Raw genomic sequence first — 24,511 nt, 5'->3', positions numbered from 1 at the left:
GCGTATCGCGCTGATCACGGGGTCCAGGCTATATCGCCCGCCCCCGTGACCGTCACGAGCCGTTTGTGTAAAAAGATGAGCCCGAACTTTGACACTCTGGACAGCGCGCGGGTCCGTATTGCCGCACTCTGGTAGTCGGAACAGGCCGACGAACCGTGGGAGCCCCGCCATGGCACCGAAGATCCTGATCGTCACCGGCGACGCCGCCGAGTCCCTGGAAGTCCTCTATCCGTACCAGCGGCTGCGCGAGGAGGGCTACGACGTCCATATCGCGGCCCCCGCCCGCAAGACGCTCCGCTTCGTGGTCCACGACTTCGAGCCCGGCTTCGACACGTACACCGAGAAGCCCGGCTACACCTGGCCCGCCGACCTGGCCTTCTCCGAGGTCGACCCCGGGGACTACGTGGCACTGGTCGTCCCGGGAGGACGGGCGCCCGAGTATCTGCGCAACGACGCCGAGCTGCGCAAGCTCCTCAAGGCCTTCTTCGACTCGGACCGACCGGTGGCCCAGATCTGCCACGGCCCGCTGATGACGGCGGCGGTCGGCGCGCTGGCCGGCCGGCACGTCACCGCCTATCCCGCGCTGGAGCTCGACATGCAGTCGACGGGCGCCACCTTCGAGGACCACGAGGTGGTGGTCGACGGCACCCTGGTCTCGTCCCGGGCATGGCCGGACCACTCGGCGTGGATGCGCGAATTCCTGAAGGTCCTCCGCACGAAGGCCCCGGTGACCACCTGACGCGGCGCTCCGCGCCGGGCCCTCCCCTGCTCCTTCTGCGCCTCTTCTGCCCGGCGATCCCCGTCCGGCGTTCCCTACCCGGCGATCTCCTCGGCGAGCTGCGCGGCCTCGGCCAGACTGTCCACCACCGGCACCCCGGCCGCCTCCAGGCTGGCCCTGCTGTGCGATCCCCCGGTATAGAGCACGGCCTTCGCACCGACATGGGCCGCGGCCACGGCGTCGTCCACCGCATCGCCGATGACCACCGTGTACTCCGCGGATATCCCGTCCAGCGCGGCGATGTGCCGCTCCATGTGCCGGGCCTTGCTGCCGCCGGACGGCCCGGTGCGCCCGTCGACCCGCACGAAGCGCCGCTCGATGCCGTACCCCCGCACCGTGGGGACCAGCTGGTCGTGTCCGTACATGCTCAGGAGGGACTGGCTGCGCCCGGCCAGCTGCCACTGCGCAAGCAGCTCCTCGGCGCCTCGGGTGAGCCCGCAGGCGGCCCGCTTCTCGGTGTAGTACCGGTGGAAGATCCCGTCCATCCGCTCCCACTCGGCCTCCGTGGGCAGCCTGCCCATCAGCCGTTCGTAGAAGCGGGGGATGGGGATGCAGTACATCTCGCGGTACTGCTCAAGCGTGATCGGCTCCAGGCCGACCTCGCCGAACGCGGCGTTCGTCGCGCCGACGACCGCTTCGTTGTCGTCGAGCAGTGTGCCGTTCCAGTCCCAGACCAGATGAGTGCGGTGCTTCCGGTGCGTACCCATGCGTAGAAAGTACCCGCCGCCTACGACGCCCGTTCGAACTCGCCCCTTCAGCCGAGCAGATTCGGGATCTCCTGGATGCCGAACCACAGCAGCTCGTGGTCCTCGGCGCCGTCCACGGTGAACTGCGCGTCGTCGTCACCGTGGTCCGCCGCGCCCAGCGCCGCGGCCGCGGCCGTGACGTCCTTCGTCGCGTCGTCCGCGTCGACGTGCACCGCGGCGGCCTTGGCGAGCGCCACGGGAGCGGCGATCCGCACCTCGCCGAGCGAGGACGGGTCGAAGCCGTGGTCCGGGTCCGCGACGGCCGCCCCGTCCGGCACCTCGACGGCCACGACGACGCGCCTGCGGACCGCGTCGGGGTTCTGCGCGATCATGCGGAGCGAGGCGGAGGCGGCCCGGTTGAGCGCCGCGTACTCCAGCTCCTCGATGTCGTCCGAGACGTACCACTCGCGCAGCGCGGGGGTCACCGCGTAGGCGGTGAGCGGTCCGGGGCCGATCTCGCCCGCCCGGTGCGCCGCTGCGAGACCGGACAGGGTCAGAGGGACGTACACGCGCATGGCCGGGTCGCTTTCGTAGTCGGAGACGCCCTCAGGATACGTGTGACGTCCCCCTTTGGGGTCACGTGCACCGACACCGCTCCGTCCACCCGGCAACCGCCCCTCACCCTCCCTGCGCCCGCCGCACGCCCCGCCCGGCACCGGGCACATCACCCGGATAGGTGATTCCTCCCGATCGCTTCGGGCACCCGCCGCCCCTTGCGGCCGCCTCGGCCGTCGCCGTAGAAGGTCCCCAGCAGAAGTTACCGCCCGGTATTCGCCGGGCCTCTGAAGCACGGGGGCGATGATCGATGAGCACGAACAGGACCCGGCCCACTGGACGACGCGACCAGCGCAGGCCCGAAACCGTACCGCCGCAGCGCACACGGACTCCCCGGCGCGTACGCCCGCACCACTGGTTCGCCGAGCGCCTCCTGGCGGTCCTGAGCGGCCAGCGCCCGGTGCACTGGATGCTCGGCCACACCATCGGCGATGCCTACGACCAACTGGCCGAACTGGCCCCCCGCACCCCACTGCGGGCCCGCGGCGCCCGCCCCGTCATCCGCATGTGCCACGGCGCCCAGCCGGCTCCCGGGGTGGTGGAGGCATGCGCCAGCATCGCGGCGGGCGAACAGGTACGGGCCATGGCCTTCCGCCTGGAACAGGGCACCGACCTCCGCTGGCGCTGCGCAGCAGTGGAACTCGGCAACGAACGCCCGCAACCGACCCCGACCCGCTAGACCCAGAACCGGGCAGGTCAGAACAGGTCCGGGCAGGAGAGCGAGACGGGCGGCACTGGATGAACGAGTCCGAGGCATCGCCTGCGGACATGACGCGAGGGCGTCCACGGTCAGTGTGTGAAGGCAAACCTGGGCGCCCTCGCAACGGTCCGGATCGACGATGCGTTGCAGGCTTCGCCGTGGCTGCTGCCCGCCCGGCCTGCGGCCGGGACTGTGCCCACGCTCAGCGACGCGGAGCTCCTCACGCTCGCGGTGTTGTCGGCACTGCTCGGCCACACCTCCGAGCGGCGCCGACTGCACCGGGCAGGACGGGACTTCCGGCACCTGTTCCCTTGTCTGCCCGGCCGGCCAGTCCGGCTGCAACAAGCGTCTGCGGGCCGCATCGTCCCTGCTCACAAACATGATCCGCATCCTCGCCGGGGACACAAGCCTGTGCAGCGACGACGTGGGGGTGGTCGACTCCACGCCGGTCAGCTGCGGCTGTGCGCGTGAGACCACGTGCTGTTCGCGCTCACCGGCGCGAAGGCCGACGAACGCGAAACGCTACGCGAGGCGAACCCGAGCGGGCCGGAGCGCACCTGTTCGAGCCCCTGCGCCAGGTCATCGAGTTGATGAACCAGACCTTCGAAGGCCGGCTCGACCTGGAGCGACACGGCGGCAAGAGCCCGGCCGGAGTCATGGTCCGGGTTCTGTCCCGCATCCTCGCCCTGACCCCGGCAATCCGGCACAACGACAAGGCCGGCCGGCCCGTCAAGCGCTCACTCATCGCCCACGATCACCGAACGCGTTGTCCCGCGGCATCAGAACTTGCCCGCGTGCCACCGAAGCCTGAGCAGCTCTCGGTCTGTGGTGGCACATCGCTGTTCGTGGTGATAGCGGTTCGCGATGCTCATCGAGCGCCCTGGCGCGATCTTTCAAGCTCACTACCTGGAGGTTCTGATGGACGTCACGCTGCGAGAAGTGCAAGACGGCGACCTGGGGATCTTCTTCGCTCAGATGAACGATCCTGAGGGGGTGCGGATGGCCGCGTTCACTGCCGACGACCCGTCGGACCGTGCCTCGTTCGACGCACACTGGGCGCGGGTCCGCCACGATCCGGGGGTCATCATGCGCACTGCCGTCGGCGAGAACGGGGAGGTCGTCGGCCACGTCGCGGTGTTCGGCCCGCCCGAGGAGCGCGAGACCACGTACTGGATCGGGCGTGAGTACTGGGGCTGTGGAGCGGCGACCGCCGCGTTGCGAGAGCTGCTCGGTGTCCTACCGGAGCGCCCGCTGTATGCCCGTGCGGCTGCGGACAACGCCGGTTCCATACGTGTCCTGGAGAAGTGTGGATTCGTGGTGACCCGCAACGAGCGAGGCTTCGCGAACGCTCGCGGCGAGGAGATTGACGAGGTCGTTCTCGCCTTGTCCGACTGACGCCTGCACACCCGCTCGAACCTTGGTGGCACGCGCTCGAGCTTCGCTGTACAACGACCGCACAACCGCTATTGCTTCCGGCCTTCCGCCGCAAGGAGAAGAGCGGGAGCCCGGGACCGGAGACCCCGGGCTCCCGCTCTTCTTCTCAAGCAACGCAGACCAACGGGCCCAGAAGCACGTCTCCGTTCCCGAGCCCCAGCCCCGCCCTTTCCAGCCGCCCGACCCCACCGCCTCACTCCTTGATGGCGAAGATCGCGGCGTCGGCGGTGAGCTCCGCACCGGGCCGGACCAGGAGACCGACGGCCGCTCCGGCCTTGTGAGCGGCGAGGGCTGCTCCCTCTTCATCGCTGCCGGAACGACTACGAGGTCACCCGCCGCGACCGTCGCGCCCTCCCCGACGGCGACCTTGACGATCGTGCCCCGCATCGGGGAGGCCGCCGTGTCGCCCGGGACGACGGAGCCCGCCCCGCGGCTGCCGGGGCGACGCCTGACCCCGCGCGCGCCTCCCGGTTCCGGTCACACCCGCCGCACGCCCGGCGACGCGGGGACCCGGACCTCGACCCGTCTGCCGACGGCCTCGACCGCCAGGGTCTCGCGGCCGGCCCGCCCCGTCGTCTCCTCCCTCCGCCGCGGAGACGAAGGGCGCGACAGCGCGGCGGAACTCGGTCCTGATCCACTGGGTGTGGACCGTGAAGAGGTCCACCAAGCCCGTCGGTCCGGGGGCGTACGCCGGGTCGTCACCACCACACAGTGGAAAGGGACCGCCGCCGCCATGCTCTCCAACTGGAACTCGGCCGGCGCACGAACGGGAGCCCACTCCAGCCCTCCCAGCTCAACCAGCCACCGCAACCTCCCGTCCTCGACGCTCCAGCCCCTTCAGCCCCCTCCAAGCCCCTCCCAGCCCCCATCGGCCCATCGCCCCCAATAGACCTCCCCGCCCGCCTTGGGCCCCTCCCGCCCGCCTCAGGTCGCAACGGCCCCTCCGGCCTCCGCCAACCCACCTCAGCCCACCATCTTCACCTCGACCCCACCCACGCCGGCCACCCCAGCCCCACACCGCACAGGCCACGCCCCCCACACGCCACACGCCACACGCCACAAAACAAAGCACCGGGGCCGGACGCCCAAACCACGCGTCCGACCCCGGCTACAACCCCACTACAGCCCGACCACCGCAATGACGTCCAAAGACGTCACCGGCACCCGCGCCCTCTACCGCCTGCCGCTACCGCCCCGGCTACTTCTTACGACGCCGCCCGCCCCCACCACTCTTCTGGGCCTTGCGCCGCTCCGCCCGGGTCAACCCGTCCGACCCGGACCCGGTCGTACCGTCCCCGTTGGAGAAGTCGCCCTCGACGACCCCGCCCTCCCCGTCCACCGTGGGAGCGGAGAAGTGCAGCCGGTCCGGACGCTGCGGAGCATCGAGCCCCTTGGCCCGGATCTCCGGACGCGCCGCCGGCACGGCGTCCTCCTTGGCCAGCGAGGTCCGCCCGGCCGCCTCGTCCTGCACCGGCACCTCCTCGACCTGCTGCTCGACCTGGACCTCCAGGTTGAACAGGTAGCCGACGGACTCCTCCTTGATGCCCTCCATCATGGCGTTGAACATGTCGAAGCCCTCGCGCTGGTACTCGACCAGCGGGTCCTTCTGCGCCATGGCACGGAGGCCGATGCCCTCCTGGAGGTAGTCCATCTCGTAGAGGTGCTCACGCCACTTGCGGTCCAGGACGGACAGCACCACACGTCGCTCCAGCTCACGCATGATGTCCGAGCCGAGCTGCTTCTCGCGCGCGTCGTACTGCTCGTGAATGTCGTCCTTGATGGACTCGCCGATGAACTCGGCCGTGATCCCGGCCCGGTCGCCGGCCGCGTCCTCCAGCTCGTCGACGGTGACCTTCACCGGGTAGAGCTGCTTGAACGCGCCCCACAGCCGGTCCAGGTCCCACTCCTCCGCGAAGCCCTCGGCAGTCTCCTGGCGGATGTAGTCGTCGATCGTGTCGTCCATGAAGTGACGGATCTGGTCCTGCAGATCCTCGCCCTCCAGGACCCGGCGGCGCTCGCCGTAGATGACCTCACGCTGCCGGTTGAGCACCTCGTCGTACTTCAGGACGTTCTTCCGCGTCTCGAAGTTCTGCTGCTCGACCTGCGACTGCGCCGACGCGATCGCCCGCGTCACCATCTTGTTCTCGATCGGCACATCGTCCGGCACATTGGCCATCGACATGACGCGCTCGACCATCTGCGCCTTGAACAGCCGCATCAGGTCGTCGCCGAGCGACAGGTAGAAGCGGGACTCGCCCGGGTCACCCTGACGGCCGGAACGACCGCGCAGCTGATTGTCGATACGCCGCGACTCATGCCGCTCGGTGCCCAGGACGTACAGCCCGCCGAGCTCCTTGACCTCTTCGAACTCCGCCCTCACGGCCTGCTCGGCCTTCTCCAGCGCGGCGGGCAGCGCGGCCGCCCACTCCTCGACGTGCTCGACGGGGTCGAGGCCGCGCTGGCGCAGCTCCGCCTCGGCGAGGTCGTCGGGGTTGCCGCCGAGCTTGATGTCGGTGCCTCGTCCGGCCATGTTCGTCGCGACCGTGACCGCGCCCTTGCGGCCGGCCTGGGCGACGATCGTCGCCTCACGGTCGTGCTGCTTGGCGTTGAGGACCTCGTGCTGGACACCGCGCTTGGAGAGCTGCTGCGAGAGGTACTCGGACTTCTCGACCGAGGTGGTGCCGACGAGGATCGGCTGGCCCTTCTCGTGCTTCTCGGCGATGTCGTCGACGACCGCGGCGAACTTCGCGACCTCGGTGCGGTAGATCAGGTCCGACTGGTCGGCCCGGACCATCGGCCGGTTGGTCGGGATCGGCACCACGCCGAGCTTGTAGATCTGGTGGAACTCGGCGGCCTCGGTCATCGCGGTACCGGTCATGCCGGAGAGCTTGTCGTAGAGGCGGAAGAAGTTCTGCAGGGTGATCGTGGCGAGGGTCTGGTTCTCGTCCTTGATGTCCACCCCTTCCTTCGCCTCGATCGCCTGATGCATGCCCTCGTTGTAGCGGCGGCCGGCGAGGATACGGCCGGTGTGCTCGTCGACGATCATGACTTCGCCGTCGATGACGACGTAGTCCTTGTCCTTCTTGAAGAGTTCCTTGGCCTTGATCGCGTTGTTGAGGTACCCGACGAGCGGGGTGTTCACCGACTCGTAGAGGTTCTCGATACCGAGCCAGTCCTCGACCTTCGAGACACCGGACTCATGGATGGCGACGGTCCGCTTCTTCTCGTCGACCTCGTAGTCGCCGGTCTCCTCGATGCCCTTGAGCGGGTTGCCCGCCTCGCCCTTGGTCAGCCGCGTGACCAGCTTGGCGAAGTCGCCGTACCACTTGGTGGCCTGGTCGGCCGGGCCGGAGATGATCAGCGGCGTACGGGCCTCGTCGACGAGGATCGAGTCGACCTCGTCGACCACGGCGAAGTTGTGGCCGCGCTGGACGAGCTCGTCGGCCGACCACGCCATGTTGTCGCGGAGGTAGTCGAAGCCGAACTCGTTGTTCGTGCCGTACGTGATGTCGCAGGCGTACTGCTCACGACGCTGGGCCGGCGTCATGTTGGCGACGATGCAGCCGACGGTCAGGCCCAGGAACTTGTGGACGCGGCCCGTCAGTTCGGAGTCGCGCTCGGCCAGGTAGTCGTTGACCGTGATCAGGTGCACGCCCTTGCCGGAGAGCGCGTTGAGATACGCGGGCAGGGTGCCGACCAGGGTCTTGCCCTCGCCGGTCTTCATCTCGGCCACGTAGCCGAGGTGGAGGGCTGCGCCGCCCATCATCTGAACGTCGTAGTGGCGCTGTCCGAGGACCCGCTTGGCGGCCTCACGGACGGTCGCGAATGCTTCGGGGAGCAGGTCGTCCAGGCTCTCGCCGTCCGCGTACCGTTCCTTGTACTCGTCGGTGAGCGCCCGCAGCTCGGCGTCGGAGAGGGTGACGAAGTCCTCTTCGATGGAGCTGACCTGGTCCGCGATGCGGTGCAGTTTGCGCAGGATCTTGCCTTCGCCTGCACGCATGAGCTTGTTGAAGACGGACACTGAGGCTGGTCTCCTTGCCGGTCGGGCCTGGCACTGGGTCGTGTTATGGACTCTGGCGCGGGCACGGCAGGTGGGCCCCACCGCAACGGCCATCGTAAGCGAGGACCCCGCCGCGCCGGGAGGGCTGCCGCGCCGTCGGCCCCGCCGTCCCTTCCGAGACAACGGCCGACGAGCGCCGAAGGTGCCGGGAAGTCCGAAAAGTGTTCGCTTCGAACGCGGCACCTCCGCAGAATCCGTACATGGAGCCGATCACCCTCGCCAGCGACCGTCTGCTGCTGCGCCCCTTCACTGGCGGTGACACGGACGCGATCCACGCCGCCTGTCAGGACCCGGACATCCAGCGGTGGACGGTGGTGCCCTCCCCGTACAGCCGCGCCGACGCGGAACTCTTCGCGAAGAAGCTGTGCCCCGGCGGCTGGCACGACGACTCCATGTACAACTTCGCGGTGGTCCTGCGCGAGAGCGGGGCCCTGACCGGTGCGCTCGGTATCAACCGCCGCAATCTCCCGAACACGTACGAGGTGGGCTTCTGGACCGCCGAGGAGCACCGGGGCCGCGGCTATACGACGGAGGCGGTGCTGACCGCCGCCCGCTGGACCTTCACCGCACTCGGCGGTGACCGGCTGGAGTGGCGTGCCGAGGTGGGCAACCTCCCCTCGCGTGCCGTAGCGCTGAGAGCTGGATTCCGGATGGAGGGCGAACAGCGGTCGGGCCTGCTCAACAAGGGAGTACGGCGCGACTCCTGGATCGGTGCGCTGCTCCCTTCCGATCTCGGCCTGCCGGGCGCCCACGCCTATCTGCCCGCCCCCTGACGAAGTCCACAGCTCCCCGGCCGGATGTCAGTGGCTGCCTCTAGGGTGCGAGGCATGACGTCTGTGCCGCCTCCCGCCGCTGAACTCTCCGCCGACCAGGCCCGCAGAATCGCCCTGCGCGCCCAGGGCTTTCTCGGCGCTCCGGACCGCCGGGCCGGGGTTCCTGGCGTGCTGCGGCATCTCGGCGCCGTGCAGCTCGACACGATCTCGGTGCTCGCGCGATCACACGAACTGATTCCGTACGCGCGCCTCGGCGCGGTCGGCCGGCGCACCGTGGAGGAGGCGTACTGGGCCGGCGGCCGCACCTTCGAGTACTGGTCGCACGCGGCCTGCATCCTGCCGGTCGAGGAGTGGCCGCACTTCGCCTTCCGCCGCCGCGCCTACCGCGCGCGCCCGCACTGGCACCACGACCTGCCGGACGGCGCGTACGAGACGGTGATCAAGCAGCTGCGCACCGAGGGCCCACTGACGGCGACGGAGCTGGGCGGCGCGAAGAACGGCGGGGAGTGGTGGGACTGGTCGGCGTCGAAGGTCGCCGTCGAGCGCGCCCTGATGTACGGCGAGGTGGTGTGCACCGAGCGCCGCAGCTGGAAGCGGGTGTACGACCTCGCCGAGCGGGCCCTGCCCGATGACGTGCTGCACGACGATCTGGACGACACCGAGTGCCTGCGACGGCTGGTCGCCCTCGCGGGGCAGTCCCTGGGGGTGGGCACCCGCGCTGACATCGCGGACTACCACCGGCTGAGGGGCGAGCAGTTCGACGCGGTGGTGGAGGACTCCGGACTGGTGCCGGTGACGGTGCAGGGCTGGGCGAAACCGGCCTGGGCGGACCCGGCGGCGCTGGCCTCGGAGCCGCGCGGGCGGCATCGTACGACGCTGCTGTCGCCGTTCGACTCCCTGATCTGGGAGCGGGCGCGCACCGAGCGGATCTTCGGTTTCACCCACCGCCTGGAGGCCTACGTCCCCAAGCCCAAGCGGGTCCACGGATATTTCGCGATGCCGCTGCTGGCAGGCGGGAAGCTGCAGGGCCGCGTCGACCCGGCGCGCGAGGGCAGCACGCTGGTCGCCCGCCAGGTGTCGCTGGCCGGCAGGAAGGCCGTGGTGCCGATGGCCGAGGCGCTGGTGGAAGCCGCGTCCTGGGTCGGCTGTACGGATGTCCGGCTGGAGCGGGTCGACGCACCGGAGCTGCGGGAGCCGCTCACTCAGGAGATAGCCCGCGCCCTGGCCTGAGCCGGTGTTCCCCTGCCCTCACCTGATCTCAAGGATCTTCTCCCGCATGGCATAGACCACAGCTTCCATCCGGGAGTGCAGCTGCAGCTTCTCCAGAATGTTGCGGACGTGGTTCTTCACGGTGTTCTCGGAAATGAACAGTTCCTTCGCGATATCGCGATTGTTCATGCCGGTCGCAACGAGTTTGAGGACTTCGAGTTCCCGGTCGGTGAGCCGCGGCGCGGGTACCAGCCGGCGCTCGTCGGTCCGCTGGATCATCGACTTGAACTCGGTGAGCAGCTTGGACGCCATGGAGGGGCTGATCTGGGACTGCCCGTCGGCGACCGCGCGAATGGCCGTGGCCACTTCGTCCGTGGAGATCTCCTTGAGGAGATAGCCGGTGGCGCCGGCCTTGATCGCGTCGTAGAGGTCGGCCTCCTCGTCACTGATCGTCAGCATGATGATCTTCGCGCTGGGGGCCACCTCCTTGATGGAGGTGCAGGCCTCGATGCCCCCGCGCTTGGGCATCCGTACATCCATCAGCACGATGTCGGGAAGCAGATCTGCGGCCTTGTCGACCGCCTCCGACCCGTCACCCGCCTCGCCGACGACCTGGATGTCCTCCTCCTGGGCGAGGACGATCTCCAGGCCCCTGCGGAAGAGCGCGTGGTCGTCGACCACGAGGACTCTGATCGGCTCCTTGCGGAAACCGTTGTCCATGTCCGCGCCGGCTCCGGCGATCTCGTCGGCATCGTTCACATCGCGCATGGGCCCGAAGGTGTCCGCCATCGTTCCTCCCCCTGAAGGCCGTGGCCTGAAGTTCACACACTGTCCGCCAACGGCAGTTCACAGAGCACCGATTGGCTTGGGACGCCATGATTCCATGCCTGGACGACAGAGCGGTGATCCCGTGGTCGCACGCGGGTGCCCCTGGGAGCTCACAGGCACTCCAGGGGCACCGCGAAAGCGTGGCGTCAGCCGCCGAGCGCACCGCCTGCGCCGCCCGCCTCGTCGGCGGCCAGCGGGTCGGTCCTCAGGTGAATGACACCGTAGTCATAGGCATGCCGTCGGTAGACGACACTGGGTTCCTTGGTCTCGGAGTCGACGAACAGATAGAAGTCGTGCCCGACCAGCTCCATCTCGTAGAGCGCCTGGTCGAGCGACATCGGTGCGGCGACGTGCGTCTTCTCGCGCATCACCAGCGGACCCTCGCCCTGAACCTCCAACGAGCCGAACCTGGTGGTGGGCACCGACTCGGCGGACTCATTGGCGACCAGGTCGCCCTCGCCGTTGAACGACGCCGCACCCGGCACGGTCTCGGCGACCTCGGCAGCAGGGATCCGGCCATTGCCGCGGCGGCTGTAGCGCTTGTCGTGCTGCTTGCGCAGCCGCGCCTCCAGCTTGCCGGTGGCCAGGTCCAACGCTGCGTACGGGTCGCCTGCGGCCGCTTCCGCCCGGATGACCGGACCGCGCGAGCGGAGCGTGATCTCCACCCGGTCGGAACGGTCGGCCTGACGGGGGTTCGGCTCCTTGGACACCTCGACGTCGAGGCTGATCACCTTGCCGTCGAACTTCTGGATCTTGTCCAGCTTCAGCTTCTCGGCCACGTGCTTGCGGAACCGCTCGGGCACCTCGGTCTTGCGGCCCTTGACGACGATGTCCACGCAGAACTCCGTTCCCGGATCGCTCCGCTCAGGGGCGGAGCATCTCCCTTTTGCACCAGGCCCCGGTGACAACCGGAGCCGCGGACTCGGTGACTTCCACCTCCTCCTCCCCCATCGGCGAGGTCTCCACCCCGCCGAATTTCCAGCGCCTGGACTACTGGTGTGTTGCCTGCCCGAAACCTGGTGGTGCATTCATCGAGGTCCGGCATTCACCATTCCTCACAACTGAACATAGCCTGCCTGGCCGGATGTCGGCACCCGCTACTCGCGCGTACCTCCGTTCGGGCTGTTTTCCCTACTCATTACCTGCAACGATGCAAGTTCATTGACAGTTCCGGTTTATTTCGAAGGCCGAGGGAGAGACTGCGACAACGGCCGCCTGCCCGCCACCGGGAGCGGGCACGTGCCCGCACGCCGCTGCCACCGCCCGAGCCGCCTCGGCGAGCGAGGCTCCCGTCGTCAGAAGGTCGTCCACCAGCACCACCCGTCCGGCCGCAAGCAGCCGCTCGCCCCCGGCCACGACCTCCAGCGCCCCTGCCAGATTCACCTGCCGCTGCCGGGCGCCCAGCCCCGCCTGGTCGGCCACCGCGCGCCGTTGCCGGAGCACCGCGACCACCTGGGCCCGGGTGCCGCCGCGCCTCAGCTCTCCCGCCGCGGCCAGTGCGATCCTGCGCGTCGGATCGTGGCCCCGTGCCGCCACCGCCCGCCGCGCCGACGGCACAGGTACGAGCAGCAGCGGGCCGGCCGCACCCGTATGCCCCGTCCCGGCCCGTACGGCCCCCGCCAGGGCCTTGCCGAGCGCCCCGGCCAGCCCCAGCTCACCCCGCTCCTTGTGGGCCAGCAGCACGGCACGTACCGCGTTCTCGTACGCGGCGGCCGCGTGCACCACCGGCAGGCCCACGGGCTCCGGGACGGGCCGCACCCGGCGCGGAACCCCGCCGTGCAGCTCCGCACGGCATTCCTCGCACAGCTCCACGCGCGGCCTGCCGCAACCGCCGCAGGAAACCGGCAGCACCAAACCGGAGATCTCCCGCCACCACCCCCGCATGACTCCACTGTGCGCTTCCCGGCGCGAGCGAGCCACCCCTGTGGAAAACAGCAGGCCACCCTCTGTGGGCAGCGGGACAGCGCGGAACTGGCCTCGCGCCTCTCAGCCCGGGGAGACCTGCGACGCTCAGCCCGGGTAGACCAGCGACGAACCTTTCTTGACGACCGTCTGCCAGTTGTCGCCGGGCGACAGTTTCACGATCCCGTCGCTGGACGTGACCGCCATCAGCGGAAGCTGCTCGTCGTCCGCCGCCGCGACCGACGACACCTGGTTCACGCCGGGCAGCACGCCCGACGCGGATGTCGAGCCGTCCGCCTGCACATAGCGCACCTGCTGCACGCCGCCCTGCTCCTTGCCGACCACCACGAGGCGGCTGCGGCCCGACCACGACATCGCCGTCACGTCCATCAGCTGCGGGGCCGCCTGACGCAGCTCCACCACCGACACCTGCTGCTCCGACGCCGGCCCGCGCCGCTCGATCCGGCCGATCTTCAGCGTGTTGCGGTTGTCCTGGTTCACCAGCAGGGCGATCCGCACACCGTCCGCGGACATGCGCAACGCCTCGATCCGCCCGCCACCCAGATCCGGCACGGCGACCTCCTGCGGCTGGCCGGTGCCACCGGTCAGCCGCAGCAGTCTGGTGTTGCCGGGATCCCGGTCGGCCACCCACAGGTCGCCCCGGCCGTCCCAGCTCGGTGTCGACAGACGGTTCTTCGCGTCGTGGGCCCTGCTGGTCACCGAGGCATCGGGAAGCTCGCCGTCGGTGATGATGGACGACACGTAGAGAGACGCTCCGTCGCTCGAGACCGCCGCCGCCGACTGCTCGTCCCTGGCCACACCGACCGCGCCCATCGGCACCGGTCCGTCACCGAACGGGCCGGTCACCGCCTCCGGGGCTCCACTTCCCTTGGTGCTGCCGGGAATTCGTTCCACATGCCCCTTGTCATCGATGAAGTACTGGCTGTCCGGACCGCTCGACGAACCGTCAGGAGCGAACTCCTCCGCCTGATCCGCCCCGAGCAGACACAGCGGGGAGCCGTCGGAGCGCTGCAGCTCGACCTGCTCGACCCGTGCGGACGTCAGATCCCTCAGGGTGTAGAGGATCTGCGAGGCCATCATGCGACAGGAACGCTGCCCGACGCCGTCCGCCTTCTTGTCGAGCGGGACCTTCAGTACGTTGCGGTCGTCGGGCGCCAGCGAAGTGACCCCCTTCTTCAGCGCCGTACCGGGAGGGAACCGGGACGCGACCACCGGCCGCAGCCAACTGGTCGGCCCCGCGAGGAGGCTGCGCACGGACTGCGTCACGGTGTCCATCCCCGTGACGGGATCCGTCCGGCTGCGCAGATACACGGGGTCGGCGACCAGGGTCGACTGCGCCTCGGGCCGCCCCGTCGCGAAGTAGTACTTGTTGACGGAACGGTAGAGGCGCTTGAAGTCGGACTGCCCGAGCAGAAGACCGTCCGGCACCTGGTCGATCCGCCACTCCTTGCCGTCCGGCCCGTTCTCCTTCACCAGGTGCAGGGTCTGGTTGTAGTCGGTGGGCGCGAGCGGCTGATAGGCGCTCTGGGCGTCGACCGTCGCCACCTTCTCACCGGTCAGGGTGTAGGTGACCTCGGTGATGTTGCGGTCGTTCTCACGCAGAGACCGGTCGTTCCTGTTCGGCGCCTTGGTGAGCACGGTGGTGAATGCGTTCGGCTTCCACGTCTCGGCAGCCTTCTTCGTCAGGTACTGACGGGTCGTCCTGAAGCGCGGGTCATCACTGGTCATGGACTCCAGGAAGCCGTCGACCACCTCGTTGGGCGTGGCGTTGTCGCGCGGCGCGACGGCGTACACCTGCACCTGGGAGTCGCCGGGCTGCGAGGCGTCGACCGCTTTGACGTCCCCAGTGACGGGCATCGAGCCGCACGCGGACAGCAGCACCATGCCGCTTCCGAGCAGTGCGAACAGCCCCAGCACCCGCCCATGGCCGTCCCTGCGACGGTCAGTGCCCACGATTCGTTTCCCCCCGCTCCGGGCCCTGCGCCCCGGTGTCGAATTCGCCGCCCGGCCGGTCCTCGGCAGGCCGGGCGACCACCCGTGCGCCGCTTCCAGGAAGGGCCGCCGGATGCACCGAGGCCGGCGCCGTCCGCGGAGCCACAGAGGTACGGGCCGGCACGGGCAGCGCGGGCCGGTCACTGCCGCCCGGCTGGGCCGGCACAGCCGTCAGCCGGTGCTCGCTCCCGGACTTCGGCACGGCCCGCTCACGGCTCTCCTTGTTGCGACGGGAGTCCTCGGGTTCCAGTGGTATCGGCGATCCGCGCAGCGGCTCGTCCGCCGTACGCGGCAGGGTCAGCCGGAACTGCGAACCGCCACCGGGCTCGCCCCATGCCTGCAGCCACCCACCGTGCAGCCGGGCGTCCTCCACCGCGATGGAGAGCCCGAGACCGGTACCGCCGGTGGTCCGCGCGCGAGCCGGGTCCGCCCGCCAGAAACGGTTGAACACACGCGTCGCCTCGCCCGGCTTGAGGCCCACTCCGTAGTCCCGGACGGCCACGGCGACCGCGCCTCCGGCCACCCCCATCCGCACCACGACATCCCGGCCCTCGCCATGCTCCACGGCGTTGACCACGAGGTTGCGCAGGACTCGCTCGACGCGTCGCGCGTCGGCCTCCGCAATCACCGGCTGCTCGTCGCCGACCACCCGGATCCGGGTGCCCTTGCGCTCGGCCAGCGGCTCGGCCCCGCCGATCACCCGTCGTACGACCTGACGCAGATCTATCGGCTCCGCCTCCAGCGCCGCAGCACCCGCGTCGAACCGGCTGATCTCCAGCAGATCGGAGAGCAGTGACTCGAACCGGTCGAGCTGGTCCCCCAGCAGCTCCGCAGAGCGCGCCGTCACGGGATCGAAGTCGCTGCGGGCCTCATGGATGACATCCGCGGCCATCCGTACAGTCGTCAGCGGTGTCCTCAGCTCGTGGGAGACATCGGAGACGAAGCGCCGCTGCATGCGGGAGAGCTCTTCGAGCTGCTGGATCTTCAGCTGCAGGTTCTGCGCCATCTTGTTGAAGGCCTCACCGAGCCGGGCGATGTCGTCCTCGCCGGTGACCTTCATCCGTTCCTGGAGCCTGCCGGCGGACAGCCGCTCGGCAATGCCGGCCGCCATCCGTACGGGCGTGACGACCTGCCTCACCACGAACCAGGCGATGGCCCCGAGCAGTACGACCACGAAGAGCCCCGCGGTGGCCAGCGTGGTCTTGATCAGCGTCAGCGACTTCTCCTCCTGCGTCAGCGGGAAGAGGTAGTAGAGCTGATACGGATTGTGGTCGATGTCGTAGAGCCGCTTGCCCACGACGAGTCCGGGCTGCGGATCCTGCCCGTTCGCGTACTGGATCTCGGAGTACGTCTGGAACGCCCCGGGCCCCTTGTTCACGGCATCCCGCAGACGCTGCGGAATACTCACCGCCTCTACGCTGCCGGAGCCGCGTGGGGCACGCGTTCCCTCGTCGGCGCTGAGCGCCACCACGTTGAAGGCGTTCTTTCCGCCGCTGGCGAGCTGGTCGACGAGCTCGGTCCGCCAGGAGTTGTTGGCGGTGGTGCCGTCCGTCGTGTCACCGCCCTGACCACCGGGGGCGAGCGGAGCGTTCGCCTTTTCCTGCGCAGCGGCGAAACCGCCGGCCGCCTGCGTCTGGGCGGCCTTGCCCTTGGCCTCGAGCAGGCCGTTGCGCACCTGCCCGATCACGACCAGCCCGAGGAGCAGCACCACGCCGAGCGACATGAGCAGCGTGCCCGCGACAACCCGCAGCTGGAGGTTGCGTCGCCAGAGCCGCACGGCGGGCAGCAGCGGACGCCGCACCCAACGCATCAGCAATCGCGGCACGGGTCCGCCGGGCGCCCGGTCGTGGAACAACCGGCCGCCCTGCAGCAAGCGCCCGATCTGGAACGCCTTGTGTCCCGGACCGGCAGCCCGCTCCGCACGGGCTCCCGGCTCCCCGGGCTGCGGAGCAGCGCTACTCGGGGGCATCTCAGCTCGGTCCGGCCTTGTAGCCGACCCCTCGGACGGTCACCACGATCTCCGGCCGCTCCGGGTCCTTCTCGACCTTGGAGCGCAGTCGCTGGACATGCACATTCACCAGCCGGGTGTCGGCGGCGTGGCGGTATCCCCACACCTGCTCGAGCAGCACCTCGCGGGTGAAGACCTGCCACGGCTTACGGGCGAGCGCGACCAGCAGGTCGAACTCCAGCGGGGTGAGGGCGATCGACTGCCCCTCCCGCTTCACCGAGTGACCGGCCACATCGATGACCAGGTCCCCGATGGCCAGCTGCTCCGGCGCCGGTTCCTCGGACCTCCGCAGACGTGCCCTGATCCGGGCGACCAACTCCTTAGGTTTGAACGGTTTGACGATGTAGTCGTCGGCCCCGGACTCCAGACCCACCACCACGTCAACCGTGTCGCTCTTGGCAGTGAGCATGACGATCGGCACACCCGACTCAGCCCTGATCAACCTGCAGACCTCGATGCCGTCCCTACCGGGCAGCATGAGATCCAGCAGTACCAGGTCCGGCTTGGCCTCACGAAATGCGGCAAGTGCCTTGTCGCCGTCCGCTACGAACGACGGCTCGAACCCTTCACCACGCAGCACAATCCCGAGCATCTCGGCCAGTGCGGTGTCGTCGTCGACGACAAGGACGCGTCCCTTCATAATCGACATCATCCCATTAGCTAATCGTTACCTGCGATGATCTGGCACACAGCTCTGCCAGCCCTACACCCGTGACCGGGGAAATTGCGCCCTCTTCCGTGACGATCGCCGTGACCAGCTCCGGCGGTGTGACATCGAACGCGGGGTTGTACGCGGTGGTTCCCACCGGCGCCACGAGCAGCCCGCCGACATCCGTGCCCATCGCCCCGGCCTGCGATAATGTGAGCTCCGTCACTTCGGCGCCCGGTCGCTGCTCAACGACGATCGATGCCCCGTTCGCGGTGCCCAGATCCACGGTCGTGGTCGGCGCGACCACGATGAACGGTACGTGGTGGTACTTCGCGAGCACTGCCAGCGGATAGCTCCCCACCTTGTTCGCCACCGACCCGTCGGCGGCGATGCGGTCGGCACCGATGAGTACGGCATCCACCTCCCCAGCGGCGAACAGCGACCCTGCGGCGTTGTCCGTGAGCAGCCTGTACGGCATTCCGTTGCGCGCCGCCTCGTACGCCGTCAGCCGGGCTCCCTGGAGCAGCGGGCGCGTCTCGTCCACCCACAGCCGCCGCAGCCGCCCCTCCCGGTGCGCCCCGAGCGCCACGGCGAAGGCAGTGCCCTCGCCGCCGGAGACGAGCGACCCGGTATTGCAGTGCGTCAGCAAGCGATGCTCACCGCCGCCGGGCAGCAGTTCGCCCAACAGGGCGAGGCCGTACCGCGCCATGCGCCCACTGGCCTCGGCGTCCTCCCGGTGCAACGCCCTGGCCTCGGCCAGGGCGACCGCTGCGGCTTGCTCCGGACCCGTCCCTTTCCCGATGGCCTCCCGATACGCCCCAGCAGCCCGCCGCACCCCGTAACCGAGATTCACCGCGGTGGGCCGCGCCCGCTCCAGCAATTCCGCGGCCTTCGCCACGTCGTCCCCCCGCACAGCCGCGAGCGCCACACCATAGGCCCCCGCGATACCCAGCAACGGGGCGCCGCGCACCGCCTGCGTCCGGATCGCCCGCACCAGAGCAGGCACATCGGTGCACACGAGCTCGGCTTCCTCCGCCGGCAGCTGCGTCTGGTCGAGGAGCACCAGTGCGGGACCTTCGGGAGGCTCGGCCCAGCGAAGTACGGGAAGCGGTGGAGGCCCGATGCCCTCCGGCGATTGCGCGTCCTGATCAGCCATCCGTCCAGTCTGCCCGGCGAGCTGCCCACAAATGAAGGTACGAAGGAGATGGAGCGCCCGGCCCATACCGGAGCAACGCGTGGCACGATGGCTGCCAACCTGCCGCGCCGATGAGCGGACAGGACCATGAAGGAGCGAGAATGAACGACACTCCGGGCTGGGCCTCGCCCGGATCTGCCCCCTCCGAGGGCCAGGGCGCCGATGTCCCCCGGCCCTCCGAGCCCGTCGACGGCAGCGGTCCGGCAGGGAACTGGTCCCCCACGCAGCCGCCCGCAGGGCAGTGGTCCCCACCGAGCGCTCCCGGCACAGGACCTGGCGCACCGCCCCCTACTGCGGGCTGGGGCCGCGGGCCTCAGGGACCCGGCTGGGGACAGCCGCCCCTCGCTGCCAAGCCCGGTGTCATCCCGCTCCGGCCTCTCGGCGTCGGCGAGATCCTCGACGGTGCGGTCTCCACGATGCGCGCCCACTGGCGCACGGTCCTCGGGATCACACTCGCCGTGTCCGTGATCGCGCAGGTCGCGATCATCCTCGTGGAACGTTTCCTGCTGCCGAAGCCTCCGCAGGTCGATCCGAACGCCACCGGTGCGGAAGCACTGCGACAGGCCGCCGACTCGGCCCAGTCGGCCGTGTTCAACAGCGTGCCCTCCATGCTCATCACCATGATCGCCACGCTGATCACGACATCGGTGCTGACCGTGGTGATCAGCCGCTCGGTGCTCGGCCGTCCCGTGACCCTCTCCGACGCCTGGGCCGAGGCCCGGCCCAGGCTTCCGCAACTGCTGGGACTGACCCTGCTGCTGGCCCTGATCAGTGCCGCCATCATGGCGCTGGGCCTGCTGCCGGGCATGCTCATCGGCTCCGCCGCCGGTGCCGGACTCGTCCTCGTCGGATTCATGGGCGCGGTCGTTGTCGTCATCTGGCTGATGGTCCGCTTCAGCCTCGCTCCGTCGGCCCTGATGCTGGAGCGGCAGTCGATCACGACCTCCATGCGCCGTTCCACGAAGCTCGTCCGGGGCGCCTGGTGGCGGACTTTCGGCGTCCTGGCGCTGACCTGGCTGCTGACCTTCATCGTGGCCCTGATCGTCGCCATCCCGTTCGGTGTCGTCGCGATGGCCGTGGACGGCGAGGGAATCGGCTCCGCCCTCACGAGTGGCGACGCGGACTTCGGCTGGCCCTTCCTGATCGTCTCCGGTATCGGCGAGGTGATCATCGCGACGATCACGTACCCGCTCTCCGCCGGCGTGATGGCACTGCTCTACATCGATCAGCGCATCCGCCGCGAGGCACTCGACCTCGAACTCGCCCGGGCAGCAGGCCTGCCGGGATACGACACCGGGAGCTGATGCCGTGCCGGGGGTGGGGGGCACCACAGCAGTACGGCTACTGATCCACGCGAGCGGCGACATACCCGTGGACACCCCACGTGTCCCTGCCCGCGAGGCGGCAGAGCACGAACTGTCCAAACCGATGTACCACGAGAACGATCCCAACCTTCTCCAGCAGGGTCTCGACCGGCTCTGGGACTGGATCGGCGAACTCCTGGACACGGCCTCCAGCGCCGCACCGGGTGGACCGCTCGGTCTGATCGCTCTCATGCTGCTCGTCGTGGGCCTGGTCGCCGCACTCTGGTGGCGGCTGGGCACTCCGAGTCGCCCTGTGCGCTCCGCGGACGCCCTTTTCGACGACAGCCCCCGCAGCGCGACCGAACACCGTAGGGCCGCCGAGGCCCACGCCGCCGCCCAACGCTGGAACGAGGCGGTCCAGGAACGGATGCGCGCCGTCGTCCGCTCCTTGGAAGAGCGCGCCCTGCTCGACCCCCGTCCCGGACGCACCGCCGACGAGGCGGCCGCCGAAGCAGGCCGCCCGCTGCCCGCACACGCAGCGCGGCTCCACGCAGCCGCCAGAGAATTCGACGACGTCACATACGGCGGCCGCACCGCCGACCAGCAGGCATATCTCGCCGTACGCGCTCTGGACCTCGATCTCGAAACCGCCAAGCCTGTCCTGACAACCGCGGCCCGGGGAGCAGCCGAATGACCGAGGTCACCGCCGCCCCCACCTCTGCAGCCCTCACCCCTCACCAGATCTGGGTCCGCGTCCGCGGTCTCCTCCTCGCCCTCCTGGTACTCGTCGCCGCCGGCATCGCCCTGGCCACCGTCCGCTCCGGCGACCAGCACGGCCGCCTCGATCCTCGCTCCGCCGACCGCTACGGAAGCCGGGCCGTCGCCGAACTTCTCAAGGAACGCGGCGTCTCCATCCACGTGGTGACCACGCTCGACGACGCCACCGCCAGACTCGGTCCCGACACCACGTTGCTCGTCGCCTCCCCCAATCTGCTGGTACCGCGCCAGCAGCGCGAACTCCGTGCCGCGACCGACAGCTCGGCCGGCCGCACCGTCCTGCTCGCAGCTGGCCCGCCCTCTGTGCGCACGTTGGTTCCAGGAGTCACGGCAGAGCCCGCCGGACCAGTAGCCCCCCGGGCCCCCGAATGTTCCCTGCCCGCCGCCCGCAGCGCCGGCGATGTCGAGACGGGAGGCTTCCGTTACGCCTCGTACGGACTGGACACTGTCGGCTGCTTCCCCAGCGGCGGCCTCCCCACCTTGCTCCTGGTCGAACGGGGCGGGGGCGACACCGTGCTCCTCGGCTCCCCCGATCTTCTTCACAACAGCAGTCTCGTCAACCAGGGCAATGCGTCCCTGGCCGTACAGCTTCTCGGTTCCCGCCCTCATCTGGTCTGGTACCTCCCCTCACTCACTGATTCATCGGCTGCTGCCGAGGACGGGGACACCGGCGGCAACGGCACCCCTGACGACCGCAGCTTCGCCGACCTGATCCCTCCGGGCTGGTTGTGGGGCACGCTGCAACTCGCACTGGCCGCCGTTCTCGCCGCCATCTGGCGCGCCCGCCGTCTGGGTCCCCTGGTGACCGAGCGACTGCCCGTGGCCGTCCGCGCCTCGGAATCCACCGAGGGTCGGGCCCGCCTCTACCGCAAGGCGAACGCCCGCGACCGGGCCGCCGACTCGCTGCGTTCCGCCACCCGCGCCCGCATCGCCCCGCTCATCGGCATCTCACTGCGCGACGCCCACTCCCCCTCAATCCTTGTCCCTGCCGTTTCCGCTCGCCTGAGCAGCACTGACGACAGCGTCCAGACATTGCTCTTCGGACCGGCCCCGTCCGACGATGCCGCTCTTGTTCAACTGGCAGACCAACTCGACACCCTCGAAAGTGAGGTACGCACGTCATGAGCGCCCCGCCCCCAGTGCCCGCCGGGACCACCGAGCCCCTCGGGAACGGCGACACAGCCCGCGCATCCCTGGAAGCGCTGCGCTCAGAGATCGCCAAGGCCGTGGTCGGTCAGGACCCTGCCGTCACCGGACTCGTCGTCGCACTGCTCTGCCGGGGCCATGTGCTCCTCGAAGGTGTCCCCGGAGTGGCCAAAACCCTCTTGGTCCGGGCTCTCGCCGCCTCACTCGAACTCGACACCAAGCGCGTCCAGTTCACCCCCGATCTGATGCCCAGTGACATCACCGGCTCACTGGTCTACGACGCCCGCACGGCCGAGTTCTCGTTCCAGCCCGGCCCCGTCTTCACCCATCTGCTTCTCGCCGACGAGATCAACCGCACTCCTCCCAAGACGCAGTCCTCCCTCCTGGAAGCCATGGAAGAGCGCCAGGTCACCGTCGATGGGACCCCTCGACAGCTGCCCGACCCCTTCCTCGTGGCCGCGACACAGAATCCCGTCGAATACGAGGGCACCTACCCTCTCCCAGAGGCCCAACTGGACCGGTTCCTCCTCAAACTGATCGTGCCCCTGCCTTCGCGGGAAGAGGAGATCAACGTCCTCACCCGTCATTCCGAAGGCTTCAATCCGCGTGACCTGAAGTCGGCCGGCATACGCCCTGTCGCCGGCGCGGCTGATCTGGAAGCCGCCCGAAACGCAGTCGCCCGGACCAAGGTCTCTCCCGAGATCGCCGGCTACGTCGTCGATATCTGTCGTGCCACGCGTGAATCCCCCTCGCTCTCCCTCGGCGTCTCTCCCCGAGGCGCCACCGCTCTGCTGTCGACCGCCCGTGCCTGGGCCTGGCTCACCGGCCGTGACTACGTCATTCCGGATGATGTGAAAGCCCTGGCACTCCCCACGCTTCGTCATCGCATCCAGTTGCGGCCCGAGGCGGAGATGGAGGGTGTCACCCCCGACTCCGTCATCACAGCCGTCCTCGCCCACGTCCCCGTACCCCGATGAGGCGGTGACCGTGGCCCTCACCGGACGTACCGCCCTACTGGCCGCCCTGGGGTCACTCCCTGTAGGCATCCTGGCCCCCAGCTGGACTGGGATGCTGGCAGTCAACGCACCGCTCTCTTTGGCAATTCTGTGCGACTATGCCCTGGCAGCACCAGTGCGAACGCTACAGTTCACCCGATCTGGTGATACAAGCGTTCGACTTGGCGAAACCGCCGAAGTGCAACTCACCGTAACCAACCCTTCCCGTCGCAGGCTGCGTGCGCACCTGCGCGACGCCTGGCCACCCAGCAGCTGGCCAACCGGCACGGACCAGGCTTCCTCGCGACACACACTTGCGGTCCCAGCAGGCGAACGCCGTCGGCTGACCACCTTCCTGAGACCAACACGACGGGGTGACCGTCGAGCCGAACGCATCACCGTCCGCTCGTTGGGCCCTCTTGGGCTTGCCGCACGACAGGGGAATCACCAGGTTCCCTGGACGGTACGGGTCCTGCCTCCCTTCACCAGCCGGAAGCATCTGCCGTCCCGCCTCGCCAGACTGCGCGAGCTCGACGGCCGCACCAGTGTCCTCACCCGGGGCGAGGGCACGGAATTCGACAGCCTGCGTGCGTACGTGCCCGGCGACGACACCCGGTCCATCGACTGGCGAGCCACGGCACGTCAGTCCGCCGTCGCAGTGCGCACATGGCGCCCGGAGCGGGATCGCCACATCCTTGTCGTTCTGGACACCGGCCGTACCTCGGCCGGGCGTGTCGGCGACGTTCCCCGTCTGGATGCATCTCTGGACGCGGCCCTCCTACTCACGGCCCTTGCCACCCGAGCGGGCGACCGCGTGGATCTGCTTGCCTACGACCGCCGCATCCGCGCACAGGTTCAGGGCCGGTCCGCGGGAGAAGTGCTTTCGGCCATGGTGAATGCGCTGGCGCCGGTCGAGCCGGCACTCGTGGAAACCGATGCCCGAGGTCTCACCGCCGCCGTGCTCGCCGGTGCGCCTCGTCGCTCTCTCATCGTGCTGCTGACAGGTTTGGACGCAGCCCCCGTGGAAGAAGGCCTGCTCCCTGTACTCGGTCGTCTGACCAAGCGCCATACCGTGCTGGTGGCTTCGGTGGCGGATCCGCATGTCGAGCAGATGACGCATGCGAGAGGCACAGTGGACGCGATCTACGATGCAGCCGCGGGGGCGCAGGCCCAGGCAAGCCGACTCCGCACCGCCGAGCAGCTCCGGCGACATGGCGCGGTGGTTGTCGACGCCACTCCGGACGACCTCGCTCCTGCCCTCGCCGACGCCTACCTCGCTCTCAAAAGCGCGGGGCGGCTCTGACCCGACCCACCGCCCACGGAGTATCGAGCCATCCGTAAGGAAAGGGGCTTCTCCTCTCGCCGTGAACGCGAAAAAGCCCCGTGCCACAAGGGCACGGGGCTTTCCCGTAAAAGGAGTTCGGCGGCGTCCTACTCTC

Annotated in this window: 20 protein-coding genes and 1 pseudogene; 11 read left to right on the top strand and 10 right to left on the bottom strand. The window is 69.3% G+C overall.

Annotation, left to right across the window (positions count from 1 at the left end; genetic code table 11):
* The first annotated feature begins 169 nt into the window (after positions 1-169).
* Positions 170-739 (top strand): DJ-1/PfpI family protein, encoded by a 570-nt coding sequence (locus IE107_RS19500; protein WP_189545099.1) that lies wholly within the window; start codon positions 170-172, stop codon positions 737-739.
* Between the two features lie 74 nt (positions 740-813).
* On the opposite strand, the gene IE107_RS19495 is transcribed toward IE107_RS19500, so the two are convergent.
* Both IE107_RS19495 and IE107_RS19490 read right to left on the bottom strand, forming a co-directional pair.
* Entirely contained in the window at positions 814-1,485 is a 672-nt protein-coding gene (locus IE107_RS19495; RefSeq protein ID WP_189545098.1) for an HAD family hydrolase, read from the bottom strand.
* 47 nt (positions 1,486-1,532) lie between these two features.
* A complete protein-coding gene (locus IE107_RS19490; protein ID WP_189545097.1) occupies positions 1,533-2,039 on the bottom strand; it encodes a DUF6912 family protein in 507 nt (168 codons plus the stop codon).
* Between the two features lie 290 nt (positions 2,040-2,329).
* Here IE107_RS19490 and IE107_RS19485 point away from each other — a divergent pair, with 290 nt between their 5' ends.
* From IE107_RS19485 to IE107_RS19475, 3 genes and pseudogenes are all read left to right on the top strand, one after another.
* Positions 2,330-2,758, top strand: a complete 429-nt coding sequence (locus IE107_RS19485) for an Rv3235 family protein (RefSeq protein ID WP_189545096.1) — start codon at positions 2,330-2,332, stop codon at positions 2,756-2,758.
* A gap of 117 nt (positions 2,759-2,875) precedes the next feature.
* A pseudogene (locus tag IE107_RS35060) lies at positions 2,876-3,537 on the top strand (transposase family protein); the annotation flags it as partial.
* Positions 3,538-3,697: 160 nt separating this feature from the next.
* Complete coding sequence (locus IE107_RS19475) at positions 3,698-4,174, top strand: GNAT family N-acetyltransferase (protein WP_189545230.1); 477 nt, start codon at positions 3,698-3,700, stop codon at positions 4,172-4,174.
* A gap of 1,237 nt (positions 4,175-5,411) precedes the next feature.
* Here IE107_RS19475 and secA read toward each other — a convergent pair.
* Positions 5,412-8,234: a preprotein translocase subunit SecA gene (secA, locus tag IE107_RS19470; RefSeq protein ID WP_189545094.1), complete on the bottom strand. Its 2,823-nt coding sequence runs from the start codon at positions 8,232-8,234 to the stop codon at positions 5,412-5,414.
* Positions 8,235-8,473: 239 nt separating this feature from the next.
* On the opposite strand from secA, the gene IE107_RS19465 reads away from it, so the two are divergent.
* Positions 8,474-9,046 (top strand): GNAT family N-acetyltransferase, encoded by a 573-nt coding sequence (locus IE107_RS19465; protein WP_189545093.1) that lies wholly within the window; start codon positions 8,474-8,476, stop codon positions 9,044-9,046.
* Positions 9,047-9,100: 54 nt separating this feature from the next.
* Positions 9,101-10,276 carry a winged helix-turn-helix domain-containing protein gene (locus tag IE107_RS19460; RefSeq protein WP_189545092.1) on the top strand — a complete coding sequence of 392 codons (1,176 nt, stop codon included), beginning with the start codon at positions 9,101-9,103 and terminating at the stop codon, positions 10,274-10,276.
* An 18-nt stretch (positions 10,277-10,294) separates the two neighbouring features.
* On the opposite strand, the gene IE107_RS19455 is transcribed toward IE107_RS19460, so the two are convergent.
* From IE107_RS19455 to mtnA, 7 genes are all read right to left on the bottom strand, one after another.
* Complete coding sequence (locus IE107_RS19455) at positions 10,295-11,044, bottom strand: response regulator (protein WP_189545091.1); 750 nt, start codon at positions 11,042-11,044, stop codon at positions 10,295-10,297.
* Positions 11,045-11,229: 185 nt separating this feature from the next.
* Positions 11,230-11,919, bottom strand: a complete 690-nt coding sequence (gene hpf, locus IE107_RS19450; protein WP_189545090.1) for a ribosome hibernation-promoting factor, HPF/YfiA family — start codon at positions 11,917-11,919, stop codon at positions 11,230-11,232.
* A gap of 322 nt (positions 11,920-12,241) precedes the next feature.
* Entirely contained in the window at positions 12,242-12,967 is a 726-nt protein-coding gene (locus tag IE107_RS19445) for a ComF family protein (protein WP_189545089.1), read from the bottom strand.
* 126 nt (positions 12,968-13,093) lie between these two features.
* Positions 13,094-14,959 (bottom strand): LpqB family beta-propeller domain-containing protein, encoded by a 1,866-nt coding sequence (locus IE107_RS19440; protein WP_506004914.1) that lies wholly within the window; start codon positions 14,957-14,959, stop codon positions 13,094-13,096.
* Positions 14,949-16,967, bottom strand: coding sequence for an MtrAB system histidine kinase MtrB (gene mtrB, locus IE107_RS19435; protein ID WP_189545088.1), 2,019 nt, complete (start codon positions 16,965-16,967; stop codon positions 14,949-14,951). The genes IE107_RS19440 and mtrB overlap by 11 nt, the downstream gene beginning before the upstream one ends.
* Position 16,968: 1 nt before the next feature.
* Positions 16,969-17,658 carry a two-component system response regulator MtrA gene (gene mtrA / locus IE107_RS19430; RefSeq protein ID WP_187438793.1) on the bottom strand — a complete coding sequence of 230 codons (690 nt, stop codon included), beginning with the start codon at positions 17,656-17,658 and terminating at the stop codon, positions 16,969-16,971.
* Positions 17,659-17,662: 4 nt separating this feature from the next.
* On the bottom strand, positions 17,663-18,811 hold the full coding sequence (mtnA, locus tag IE107_RS19425) for an S-methyl-5-thioribose-1-phosphate isomerase (protein ID WP_189545087.1): 1,149 nt from the start codon (positions 18,809-18,811) through the stop codon (positions 17,663-17,665).
* 140 nt (positions 18,812-18,951) lie between these two features.
* Here mtnA and IE107_RS19420 point away from each other — a divergent pair, with 140 nt between their 5' ends.
* From IE107_RS19420 to IE107_RS19400, 5 genes are read left to right on the top strand one after another with little or no spacing between them, the layout of a single operon-like run.
* Positions 18,952-20,154, top strand: coding sequence for a DUF7847 domain-containing protein (locus IE107_RS19420; protein ID WP_189545086.1), 1,203 nt, complete (start codon positions 18,952-18,954; stop codon positions 20,152-20,154).
* Positions 20,155-20,158: 4 nt separating this feature from the next.
* Positions 20,159-20,848, top strand: coding sequence for a DUF4129 domain-containing protein (locus tag IE107_RS19415; protein WP_229867094.1), 690 nt, complete (start codon positions 20,159-20,161; stop codon positions 20,846-20,848).
* The gene (locus IE107_RS19410; RefSeq protein WP_189545085.1) at positions 20,845-22,056 is read left to right on the top strand and encodes a DUF4350 domain-containing protein; all 1,212 of its coding nucleotides are present in this window, start codon (positions 20,845-20,847) and stop codon (positions 22,054-22,056) included. Before IE107_RS19415 ends, IE107_RS19410 begins: the two co-directional genes overlap by 4 nt.
* The gene (locus IE107_RS19405; protein ID WP_189545084.1) at positions 22,053-23,054 is read left to right on the top strand and encodes an AAA family ATPase; all 1,002 of its coding nucleotides are present in this window, start codon (positions 22,053-22,055) and stop codon (positions 23,052-23,054) included. The genes IE107_RS19410 and IE107_RS19405 overlap by 4 nt, the downstream gene beginning before the upstream one ends.
* A gap of 10 nt (positions 23,055-23,064) precedes the next feature.
* Complete coding sequence (locus tag IE107_RS19400) at positions 23,065-24,375, top strand: DUF58 domain-containing protein (RefSeq protein WP_189545227.1); 1,311 nt, start codon at positions 23,065-23,067, stop codon at positions 24,373-24,375.
* Positions 24,376-24,511 lie beyond the last annotated feature (136 nt).

It is taken from the genome of Streptomyces gelaticus (assembly GCF_014649535.1).
Taxonomy (GTDB): domain Bacteria; phylum Actinomycetota; class Actinomycetes; order Streptomycetales; family Streptomycetaceae; genus Streptomyces; species Streptomyces gelaticus.
This window is presented reverse-complemented; position numbering and strand designations above follow the sequence as displayed.

What these genes read in the sequence shown, in the direction of transcription:
- IE107_RS19490 (WP_189545097.1), bottom strand. Translation starts at nt 2,039, where the DNA reads ATGCGCGTGTACGTCCCTCTGACCCTGTCCGGTCTCGCAGCGGCGCAC.
- IE107_RS19500 (WP_189545099.1), top strand. Translation starts at nt 170, where the DNA reads ATGGCACCGAAGATCCTGATCGTCACCGGCGACGCCGCCGAGTCCCTG.
- mtrB (WP_189545088.1), bottom strand. Translation starts at nt 16,967, where the DNA reads ATGCCCCCGAGTAGCGCTGCTCCGCAGCCCGGGGAGCCGGGAGCCCGT.
- IE107_RS19485 (WP_189545096.1), top strand. Translation starts at nt 2,330, where the DNA reads ATGAGCACGAACAGGACCCGGCCCACTGGACGACGCGACCAGCGCAGG.
- mtnA (WP_189545087.1), bottom strand. Translation starts at nt 18,811, where the DNA reads ATGGCTGATCAGGACGCGCAATCGCCGGAGGGCATCGGGCCTCCACCG.
- IE107_RS19475 (WP_189545230.1), top strand. Translation starts at nt 3,698, where the DNA reads ATGGACGTCACGCTGCGAGAAGTGCAAGACGGCGACCTGGGGATCTTC.
- IE107_RS19460 (WP_189545092.1), top strand. Translation starts at nt 9,101, where the DNA reads ATGACGTCTGTGCCGCCTCCCGCCGCTGAACTCTCCGCCGACCAGGCC.
- IE107_RS19495 (WP_189545098.1), bottom strand. Translation starts at nt 1,485, where the DNA reads ATGGGTACGCACCGGAAGCACCGCACTCATCTGGTCTGGGACTGGAAC.
- IE107_RS19465 (WP_189545093.1), top strand. Translation starts at nt 8,474, where the DNA reads ATGGAGCCGATCACCCTCGCCAGCGACCGTCTGCTGCTGCGCCCCTTC.
- IE107_RS19420 (WP_189545086.1), top strand. Translation starts at nt 18,952, where the DNA reads ATGAACGACACTCCGGGCTGGGCCTCGCCCGGATCTGCCCCCTCCGAG.
- IE107_RS19455 (WP_189545091.1), bottom strand. Translation starts at nt 11,044, where the DNA reads ATGGCGGACACCTTCGGGCCCATGCGCGATGTGAACGATGCCGACGAG.
- IE107_RS19410 (WP_189545085.1), top strand. Translation starts at nt 20,845, where the DNA reads ATGACCGAGGTCACCGCCGCCCCCACCTCTGCAGCCCTCACCCCTCAC.
- IE107_RS19405 (WP_189545084.1), top strand. Translation starts at nt 22,053, where the DNA reads ATGAGCGCCCCGCCCCCAGTGCCCGCCGGGACCACCGAGCCCCTCGGG.
- mtrA (WP_187438793.1), bottom strand. Translation starts at nt 17,658, where the DNA reads ATGATGTCGATTATGAAGGGACGCGTCCTTGTCGTCGACGACGACACC.
- IE107_RS19445 (WP_189545089.1), bottom strand. Translation starts at nt 12,967, where the DNA reads ATGCGGGGGTGGTGGCGGGAGATCTCCGGTTTGGTGCTGCCGGTTTCC.